Origin of the sequence: Streptomyces synnematoformans (assembly GCF_039531005.1) — a bacterium.
In the GTDB taxonomy this organism is placed as follows: Bacteria; Actinomycetota; Actinomycetes; order Streptomycetales; family Streptomycetaceae; genus Streptomyces; species Streptomyces synnematoformans.
The window spans coordinates 1-9,164 of sequence record NZ_BAAAPF010000284.1 but is presented as its reverse complement, the minus strand read 5'-3'; the positions used below and the strand labels follow the sequence as shown (position 1 = coordinate 9,164).

Here is a 9,164-nt window from a genome sequence, read left to right as displayed (position 1 = left end):
GGCGCGCTGCCCGCCGGGGCCGGGCTCGCCGGGCGGGCCGAGGCCGCCGGGGGCGCTCCCCGGCTGCGCGACGAGCCGTTCCGGCTGGGCGTCGCCAGCGGCGAACCGGCGGCGGACGGCGCCGTGTTGTGGACCCGGCTGGCACCGGACCCGCTGGCCGGCGACGGCCACGGCGGCATGCCCCGCGCCGGCTACGACGTCGGCTGGCAGGTCGCGGAGGACGAGCGCTTCCGCCGCGTCGTACGCTCCGGCGCCGCGCTCGCGCTGCCGGAGCTGGGGCACTCCGTCCACCCGCAGGTCCGCGGGCTGCGCCCGGGCCGCCAGTACTTCTACCGCTTCCGCGCCCGCGGCCACACCAGCCCCGTGGGGCGCTTCCGCACCGCGCCCGCGGCCCGCTCCGCGCGCGGCTCGTTCACCTTCGCCACGGCCTCCTGCCAGGCCTGGTATCACGGCCACTTCACGGCGTACCGGGACATGCTCGACAAGGACCCGGACGTGGTGTTCTTCCTCGGCGACTACGTCTACGAGTACGGCATCACCGCCGCCAACATGCGGCGCAACGCCCCGCTGCCCGGCGCCCGCCACGAGACCGAGACCAGCACCCTCGCCGACTACCGGCTGCGCTACGCGCTGTTCAAGTCGGACCCCGACCTGCAGGCCGTGCACGCCGCGGCGCCGTGGGTCCTCACCCCGGACGACCACGAGGTGCAGAACGACTACTCCGACGAGAACTCGTACTACGGCCTGAGCGAGGCGGACTTCCTGCTGCGCCGGGCGGTGGCATACCGCGCGTACTACGAGAACTGCCCGCTGCCCGCGCTCGCCCTCGCCCACGGCCCCGACGCCCGTCTGCACCGGCGGCTGCGCTACGGCGGGCTGGCCACCCTGCACGTGCTGGACGCCCGCCAGTACCGCGACCCCAAGCCGGCCGACGCCGCCGAGCAGCACGCGCCCGGGCGCACCATGCTCGGCCGGGAGCAGGAGCGCTGGCTCTACCACGGGCTGCGCACCGCGGGCGCCCGCTGGAACCTGCTGCTGCAGCAGGTCGGCCTGGTCCGGGTCACGGAGAACCGCGTCGACCAGTGGGACGGCTACCCGGCGGCGCGGCAGCGCCTGCTCGACGTCCTCGGCGAGCCGGGCGTCGCGCCGTCCGTCGTCTTCACCGGCGACTGCCACCGCTCCATCGCGGGCGACCTCCTCGCGGACTTCGCCGACCCCGGGTCCCCCGTCGTCGGCAGCGAGTTCCTCGGCACGTCCATCGCCTCCGACGGCGACGGCGCACCGACGGACCACTACACGAAGGACTGGATGCAGCACCCCTGGACGACGTTCTACGACGGCCGCCGCGGCTACGTACTCGGGCACGCGGACGCGGACGCGGTCACCGCCGAGTACCGGGCGGTGCCGTACGTGCAGGCGGACAACCGGGCGGCCGGGTTCGCGCTCGACCGCTTCCGGGTCGCGCACGGCCGCCCCGGCATGGAGAAGGTGAGCTGACGATGACCGACACCACCCGTACCGCGGACACGGCCGGCCGGCGCCCGGGCTCCGGCCACCCGCACGGCGCCGTCTCCGGCCTCGACGCCGCCGGCGGGCTCGGCGTCGTCGAGCTGACGTGGCGGCCGTACCGGACCCGCGGCAGGCAGCTCGTGGACCACTACGAGGTCCACGAACTCTCCGCCGCCGGCGGCACCCTCCTCGCCCGCACCCTCTTCCCGCACCACGCCCACCTCGTCGGCCCCGAGCCCGCGACCCGCCGCTACACCGTCGTCGCCGTGCTCGACTCCGGAGCCCGCACCCGGCCGGCGCGTCCCGTCGCGGCGGTCAACGAGCGGTCGGTCGCCGCGGGCCGGGCCGTGGCGCAGGTCGGCGCGTTCGACCACCGGGGGCTGGAGTTCGCGCTGTCGCCGAACCTGAGCGCCCGGTACCCGGCGGCCTTCCCGCAGGACGTCGACTTCCGCCACGGCACCTCCGACCCCGCCCGCGACTGGTGCTACCTGCACCCGGGCCCCGCCGACTCCTGGGCCGGCCGCAGGGAACACACGTTCACGCTCCGCTTCGACCTGCCCGTGGCCCCGGAGCGCGACCTCGGCTTCGCCCTGTGGCTGATCGACGCGCACGCCAGCGCCGCCGGCACCGCCGAACTGGCGCTGGGCGGGCGCGCGGTCACGACGCTGGAGTTCCGCGGCGGCGCGACCCGCGGCTCGCTGGAGGGCGACGCGACCCGGCCCGGCAGCGTGCTGAAGCCGTCGTACTACGAACTGCCGCTGGCGGCGGACCTCTTCACGGCCGGGGAGAACGTGCTGACGCTGCGCAAGACGAGCGGGTCGTGGATCGCGTACGACGCGCTGGGGGTGTTCGCGCCGGAGTGACGCGGCCGCGGGCACGGCGCACGCCCGCGGCGCGTCCTCCTTCAGCCCTTCCCGGCGTCGAGCAGCCCGGTGATGCGGAGTCGGTGCTGTTCGAGTGCGGCGCGCTGCTCGGGGGCCGCGTCCGGATGGTCCCGCAGCCAGGCACCGGTATGCTCCAGCGTCCGCAGGAGCCGCGGCCCGCTCCGCTGGCTGCCGGGCTGGTGCTCCAGCCGGCGCGCCACCTGCAGCAGCAGGGGGTGGACGGCGGAGTGGTCGCCGGACTGCGCCTCCAGCCAGTCGAGCGCCAGGTCGAGGACGCGGTCCACCTCGTCCGCGTCGGGCAGGTCACCGTCCTGCAGCAGGGTTTTCAGCACCTTTCCGGTCGCCGAGTTGCGCTCGGCGCCGGGGCGGAGCCTGCGCAGCGTCACCTGTGCGGCGCGGCGGCGGACGGGCGGGGCCGACGCGCGGCTCTCCAGCACGGGAATCAGCAGCCTGAGTCCGCGGTCCGTGCGGTCGTGCACGGCACACCAGTCGAGACACGTCTCGTGCAGCCGGGTCAGGACCGGGCCGTCGAGCCGGTCGGCGCCCTCCAGCAGGAGGCGGAGAGCACGCACCGCCTCGCGCGGCTGCCGCTCGCCCGCTATGACGTCGCAGGCGCGCCCGACGAAGCGGTTCCACTCGGTGCCGATGTCGGCGCGGTGCCGCAGCAGTGCCTTGGTCAGCCAGGGGTCCTTGCCGTGCCGCTCGGGGACGAGCGTGCGCGGTGTCAGCATCCGGACCGCGCGGGCGGCCAGCCGGGCGCGGTCGGCGGGTGTCGTCCGCCGGCTGCCGAGCGCCGTGGCCAGCAGCCCCGCCGCACCCGGCGCCCGGAGGTAGCGGTCCAGCCACGCCAGCGTCCCGGTCATGGCCCGCTCGTGTTCGGCCCCGGTGAGGTCGGCCCGCCGCAGGAGTTCGGTGAGCGGGAACGCCATGTGCCTGCTCGGCGGCGCCGGGGGCAGCTGGGCGAAGGTCGCCTCGACCACCCGGTTTCGCAGGTCCCCGTCGACGTACCGCTTGTGCAGCAGGGGGGTCAGCACCGAGCGGGCCACGCTGGGCGCGTGGCGGTCCCCCAGCATGGCGAGCGCCTTCTCCGCGAGCCGTTCCAGCCGCTCCGGGTCGCCGTCGGGCAGCGAGGTGCCGAGGAGCGCGCCGAGTACCTCGCTGCCGGTGTCCCGCGGGGAGTCGCCGTGCGCCGCCAGCCAGTCCACGGCCAGGCGCCCCAGCGTCTCCTGCTCGTCCCGGGTGAAGGCGGCGTGCTGGCCGGGCGTGGACTTGCTGGCGTTCTTGAGCAGCCCGGGCAGCACCTTGCCGACTTCGAGGTGGCGGCCGGCGTTCGGCTCCAGCCAGATCCAGGCCGCCTGCACGGCGCGCGCCAGCATGTCCCGCCCGGGCAGCCCGGGGACGACCAGTTCCTTGAGGAGGTACGCGGCGGCAGGGCGCAGCCCGTAGCCGGCGTCGTCCTCCAGCCAGGCGAAGGAGTCCGTCAGCGCCTGCTCGTACACGTGCCGGTCCAGGTCCCCGCGCAGCCGGTGCCGCGCCAGCACGGCCTCCAGCGCGAACGTGGCGCTCGGCGGGTCACCGGGGGCCACGCTGTCCAGGAGCAGGCGAGCGGTCCAGGTGAGGTCGGCCCCGGTCAGCTCCGGGCGCAGGACGAGCGGCCTGGCCACGAAGCTCGCTTCGCGCCGGGTGCCGTGGCGCCGCAGCCAGCGCAGCGCCCAGGACAGGACCTGCCCGGTGCGCGGGTCTCCGGGGGGCAGGGCGTTCCTGCTGGTGTCGAGAAGCCGCTGCAGCGGGCGGCCGGCGTTGATGCGGTGCCCGTGGCGGGAGAGCCACTCGACGACCTGGTCCGTGGTCCACTCCCGGACCGCCGGGTCGAGGTCGCCGGTCTCCAGGGCCCGGTGGAAGGCGAGCGCGGCACCGGGCCGGTGGCCGTGGTCGTAGATCCAGTCGAAGAGGTAGCGGCGGGACGTCGCGGCCGGCAGGTGGCGTGCCGCGGTCAGCACGGTGTCGCGCGCCCGGGCCTTGTCGTGGTGCTCGCGCAGCCAGGGTTCGGCCAGCTCGGCGACCGCGACGGGGCGCCACGTGCGCCGGGTGAGGAGGGTCCGCAGTTCGCGGCCCCGGCCCTCGTCGTCCGCCAGGACCAGCGCGCGCAGGGCGTCGATGCGCTCGGCACACCACTTCTCGACGACCCGGGCGAACCGCGCGCCCGCGTCGGCCGGGAGCGTCTCGCGCAGCCGGTCCACCGCGGTGGCGACCCGTACCAGGGACCGGCCGTCGGCCAGGCCGGTCTCCAGCACCCGGCGCAGGCCCCGCGGGTGCACCGTCGTCTGGTCGGCTTCCAGCACCGCGTGCCCGAGCAGGCTGTCGGCGTAGACGTCGTGCACGGGCCGCAGCGCGTCGTCCTGCGCGTAGAGCAGGCCGTCCGCGACGAACTGCCGGACCTTTGTCGCCCCCGCTTCCCGGCGGGGGTCGTCGAGGCCCGGGGCGAAGAAGTCGAGCGCCTTCCGCAGCGGGCAGGGCGCGTGGACGGCGATCTGGGCCACCGCCGTCGTCGCGGGGTCGGGATCACCGTCCGGGGGCACCGCGGGCAGTCCCATGCCGAGCAGCAACTCGCGCATCCAGTTGCTGAACTCGGGGTCGGGGCGGGGCACGAGGCCGGTCAGGTCGCGCCCCTCGCGGGCCTGGTTGTCGTAGTACGTGGCGCACAGCTGGCTGGCCGCGGGCGAACCGGCGCAGAGCCGCACCAGAAGCCGTTCGTCCTGCTGCCTGACGGCGTCACGGGCCAGGTCCCGCACCATCTGCTCGGAGATGGCGCGGTGGTACGGCCGGTCCCAGCGGATGTCGACGGTGTCGAACGTCTTCGTCGGGTTCAGCAGGCCGCCGTCGAGGGCCCGGAGCCGCCTGCGGCGGGCGGTCGTCAGCACGGCCAGCCGGACGCCGGATCCGCCGGCCTGCTGGAAGACCGAGCCGTACGTCGTCCCGGGCGCGTCGATCCAGTCGATGTCGTCGGCGACGACGAGCACCTGTTCCGCCAGGCCGTCGACGCTGTCCCACACGTCGGTCAGGGACACCGCTTCGGTGACGTGGACCACGAGCCACTCGCGGGTGTCCTCGGCACGTTCCGCGGTCTCCAGGCACAACCGGGTCTTCCCGGAGCCGGGTTCGCCGACGACGATCAGCCCGGCGGGCAGGCCCGGCGTGCCCGCCAGCCGGGCCAGGCGGGCGAGGACCCGGTCGGGCGAGCCGGCGTCGCCGGGGTCGACGTAGCGCAGTTTCTCGGGGACCAGCGGCCGGGGCGTCCGCCGGATCCGGTCCAGGTGGACGTGGTGCTGCTCCAGTGCCCGGGTGCGCCGCCAGCCGTCCGGCAGCACCGGCAGCGGCCGCGGGTCCACGCCCTCGGCGTCCAGCAGCGCCCGCCACTCCTCGTCGTCGACCCGGTCCAGCGCCGTCACCTGGAGCATGCCGGCACCCGCCGCCGGGACGTGGTCGCGGACGACGGCGACCACGAGCCCGGACCCGTCGGTCCGTACCGCCGCGCCGGACATGCCCTGCCACTGGCTCTCCCCGTACGCCGGCAGCGCCGGTGCCGCGTCCTCGACCCGGACGCGCAGCATGTCCGGTGCCTCGGTGTCGGCCGTACGGATCGCGCAGCGCACCGCGGTCCGGCCCCGCCACACGGCGTCCGGGGTCTCCGCGGAACTCCGGTCGACCTCCGCCCACCGGGGGTGGCCGACGGCGCGCGCGGCCACCTCGGTCTCCAGGCCGCGGGCCACGCTCCCCAGCCGTACCGGTGCGGCGCGCGTCGCGGGCGCCGCGTCGAACCGCAGCAGGGCGAGGTCCAGGTCCCCGTCCCGCCACACGCAGCTCACCGGCCGGTAGATGTCGTCGCCGCCGAGGTCGGCCGTCAGGGCCGTGGTGCCCTCCAGCGCATGGGACGTGATGAGCACCAGCCGGTCGGAGATCCGGTACCCGCTGCTGAGGCTGCACCGGTCCTCCCGGCCGGGCAGGTCGCCGACCACGCGGGCCACCCTGGACACGTCGGTGCGGGAGGCCGCCACCGGTCAGCCCGGCCGCCGGCTCATCGTGTCGCCCGCGGAGACCGGCCTGCCCCCCGGCGTCTGCGCGTCGAGCTGGAGCCGCAGCGTCTGCACGTCGCTGCGGCCCTCCGTGCGCTGCGCCCCGGCGGAGATCACATGGACCTTGATGCCGCCGCTCACCTCGCCGGACCGGCTGAGCGTGGTCTGCAACTCCAGTTCGAGCGAGGAGACCGAGAGCCGCACCGGGCCGCCCTCCGTCTGCGCCGCGTCCATCGCCTGCCCCAGCTCCCGCCTGATCGCACCGAGGGCGGCCGCCAGACCGATCCCCTCATCCGGGCCGTTTCCGGACGCCATCACGTACTCCCCTGTCGGCCTGTCCGATGAGTTCCTGACTCCCCGGACACCAGTATCCCCGGCGGCCGGGAGCCCGTCGGCCGCGGCCCGGAACTAGGCAGCGCACACGAAGACCGTTTACGGTGCGGAGGTCCTCCCCGCGACCCGAAGGACGGTGTATGGCTGCCGAGCTGCGAAGCGCCCAGTGGTACGGGGGCACCGACCGAAACGCGTACATCCACCGCGCGTGGATGCGCCGCGGCCTGCCGCACGACGCGTTCTCCGGCCGCCCCCACATCGCGATCGCCAACACGGCCTCCGACCTGACCCCCTGCAACGCCCACCTCGGCGAGGTCGCCCGCTCCGTGCGCGACGGCGTGCACGAGGCGGGCGGCATCCCGCTGGAGCTGCCGGTGGTCTCGCTCGGCGAGACGCAGGTGCGGCCCACGGCGATGCTGTGGCGCAACATGGCGGCGATGGCGGCGGAGGAGATGTTCCGCGCCAACCCGGTCGACGGCCTGGTGCTCCTCGGCGGCTGCGACAAGACGATCCCCGCGCTGCTCATGGCCGCCGCCTCGGTGGACCTGCCCGCGCTCGTCGTCCCCGGCGGGCCGATGCTCACCGGCACGTTCCGCGGCGCGCCGCTGGGCTGCGGCACCGACGTGTGGCGGCTGAGCGAGGAGGTGCGCGCGGGCGAGATGTCGGAGCAGGAGTTCACCCGCTCCGAGTCGTCCATGATCCGCAGCCGCGGGCACTGCAACACCATGGGCACGGCCTCCACCATGGCCGTGCTCGCCGAGGCGCTGGGCATGGTGCTCCCGGGCCTGGCCGGCACCCCGGCGCCCGACAGCCGGCTGCTGGAGTCGGCGCACGAGTCGGGGCGGCTGGCGGTCGAGCTGGTGCACGAGGGGCGTACCCCGTCGCACGTCGTCACGGCCGCGTCGTTCCGCAACGCGATCGTGGCGCTGGCCGCCACCGGCGGCTCCACCAACGCCGTCGTGCACCTGCTGGCCCTGGCCGGCCGGCTCGGCGTGGAGCTGAGCCTCGACGACTTCGACCGCGTCGGCGCGGACGTGCCGCTGCTGGTCGACCTGCTGCCGGCGGGCCGGTTCCTGATGGACGACCTGTACCGCGCGGGCGGCCTCGCGGCCGTGCTGGACCAGGTGCGCGACCTCCTCGACCCGGCGGCGCGCACCGTCACCGGCCGGCCGCTGGTCGACCACCTCGACGGCGCCCGCATCTGGGACCCCGAGGTCATCCGCACCCGCGACGCGCCGCTGCAGCCCGCCGCCGGCATCGCCGTGCTCCGCGGCAACCTCGCCCCGTCCGGCGCCCTCATCAAGCCCGCCGCCGCCTCCCCCGAGCTGCTGCGGCACCGCGGCCGGGCGGTCGTCTTCGACAGCATCGAGGACTTCCACGCCCGTATCGACGCCCCGGACCTCGACGTCGACGCCGACTCGGTGCTCGTCCTGCGCGGCTGCGGCCCGCGCGGCTACCCCGGCATGCCGGAGGTGTCGAACATGCCGCTGCCGCGCAAGCTGCTGGAGCGGGGCGTGCGCGACATGGTGCGGATCTGCGACGGGCGGATGAGCGGCACGGCGTACGGGACGGTGGTGCTGCACGTCGCGCCGGAGGCGGCGGCGGGCGGCCCGCTGGCGCTGGTGCAGAACGGGGACTGGATCAGCCTCGACGTCGAGGGCCGCGGCCTCACGCTGGAGGTGCCGGACGCGGAGCTGGCGGCGCGGACGCCGAACGAGGCGACGGTGGCGGGCTACGCGGCGCCGCGGCGGGGGTGGGAGCGGCTGTACGTGGACCACGTGCTGCAGGCGGACACCGGGGCGGACCTGGACTTCCTGGTGGGCTCTTCGGGGTCCGAGGTGAGCCGTGAGTCGCACTGAGGGCCGGTCTTGAGGGCGTTCGTACTCCACGGCCCCGGGGACGCGGGGGTCGTGGACGTCGAGCCGCCGGCGGCGGGGCCGGGCGAAGCGGTGGTGGACGTCGCGCGCGTGGGGGTGTGCGGGACGGACCTGGAGCTGTTCTCCGGCGAGTTGCAGTACCTCCGCGACGGCCGCTCGCGCTTCCCCGTACGCCCCGGGCACGAGTGGTCGGGCCGGGTCGCGGCGGTCGGCGCGGGGGTGGACCCGGGCTGGGTGGGGCGGCGGGTGACGGGCGACACGATGCTGGGGTGCCGCGCCTGCCGCCGCTGCCGGGGCGGCCGGCAGCACCTGTGCGAGGACCGCCGGGAGGTGGGCATCCTCGGCCACGCGGGCGCGCTCGCGGAGCAGCTGGCCGTCCCGGCGCGGTCGTTGCACGCGCTGCCGGACGCGGTCGACGACGCGCTCGGCGCCCTGGTGGAGCCGGGCGGCAACGCGCTGCGCGCGGCGCGGGCGGCCCGGGCCGCCAA

6 protein-coding genes are annotated in these 9,164 nt (G+C 75.8%); 4 read left to right on the top strand and 2 right to left on the bottom strand.

Features of this window, described 5'->3' with window-relative positions; genetic code table 11:
• The coding region (locus ABD317_RS29180; RefSeq protein WP_344293584.1) for an alkaline phosphatase D family protein at nucleotides 1–1,497 on the top strand (1,497 nt) is incomplete at its 5' end.
• Nucleotides 1,498–1,499: 2 nt separating this feature from the next.
• Nucleotides 1,500–2,372, top strand: coding sequence for a polysaccharide lyase family protein (locus ABD317_RS29175; RefSeq protein WP_344293582.1), 873 nt, complete (start codon nucleotides 1,500–1,502; stop codon nucleotides 2,370–2,372).
• A 41-nt stretch (nucleotides 2,373–2,413) separates the two neighbouring features.
• Here ABD317_RS29175 and ABD317_RS29170 read toward each other — a convergent pair whose 3' ends face one another.
• Together ABD317_RS29170 and ABD317_RS29165 are read right to left on the bottom strand one after the other, a co-directional pair.
• Nucleotides 2,414–6,427, bottom strand: a complete 4,014-nt coding sequence (locus tag ABD317_RS29170; RefSeq protein ID WP_344293580.1) for a serine protease — start codon at nucleotides 6,425–6,427, stop codon at nucleotides 2,414–2,416.
• Between the two features lie 24 nt (nucleotides 6,428–6,451).
• Nucleotides 6,452–6,781 carry a trypco2 family protein gene (locus ABD317_RS29165; protein ID WP_344293578.1) on the bottom strand — a complete coding sequence of 110 codons (330 nt, stop codon included), beginning with the start codon at nucleotides 6,779–6,781 and terminating at the stop codon, nucleotides 6,452–6,454.
• 158 nt (nucleotides 6,782–6,939) lie between these two features.
• Between ABD317_RS29165 and ABD317_RS29160 the strand changes: the two genes are divergently transcribed.
• Both ABD317_RS29160 and ABD317_RS29155 read left to right on the top strand, forming a co-directional pair.
• On the top strand, nucleotides 6,940–8,658 hold the full coding sequence (locus tag ABD317_RS29160) for an IlvD/Edd family dehydratase (protein ID WP_344293576.1): 1,719 nt from the start codon (nucleotides 6,940–6,942) through the stop codon (nucleotides 8,656–8,658).
• 9 nt (nucleotides 8,659–8,667) lie between these two features.
• Nucleotides 8,668–9,164 (top strand): alcohol dehydrogenase catalytic domain-containing protein (locus ABD317_RS29155; RefSeq protein ID WP_344293574.1); only part of this gene is annotated, 497 nt, incomplete at its 3' end.

Coding starts and splice junctions, on each gene's coding strand:
- ABD317_RS29175 (WP_344293582.1), top strand. CDS start 1,500: ATGACCGACACCACCCGTACCGCGGACACGGCCGGCCGGCGCCCGGGC.
- ABD317_RS29165 (WP_344293578.1), bottom strand. CDS start 6,781: ATGGCGTCCGGAAACGGCCCGGATGAGGGGATCGGTCTGGCGGCCGCC.
- ABD317_RS29160 (WP_344293576.1), top strand. CDS start 6,940: ATGGCTGCCGAGCTGCGAAGCGCCCAGTGGTACGGGGGCACCGACCGA.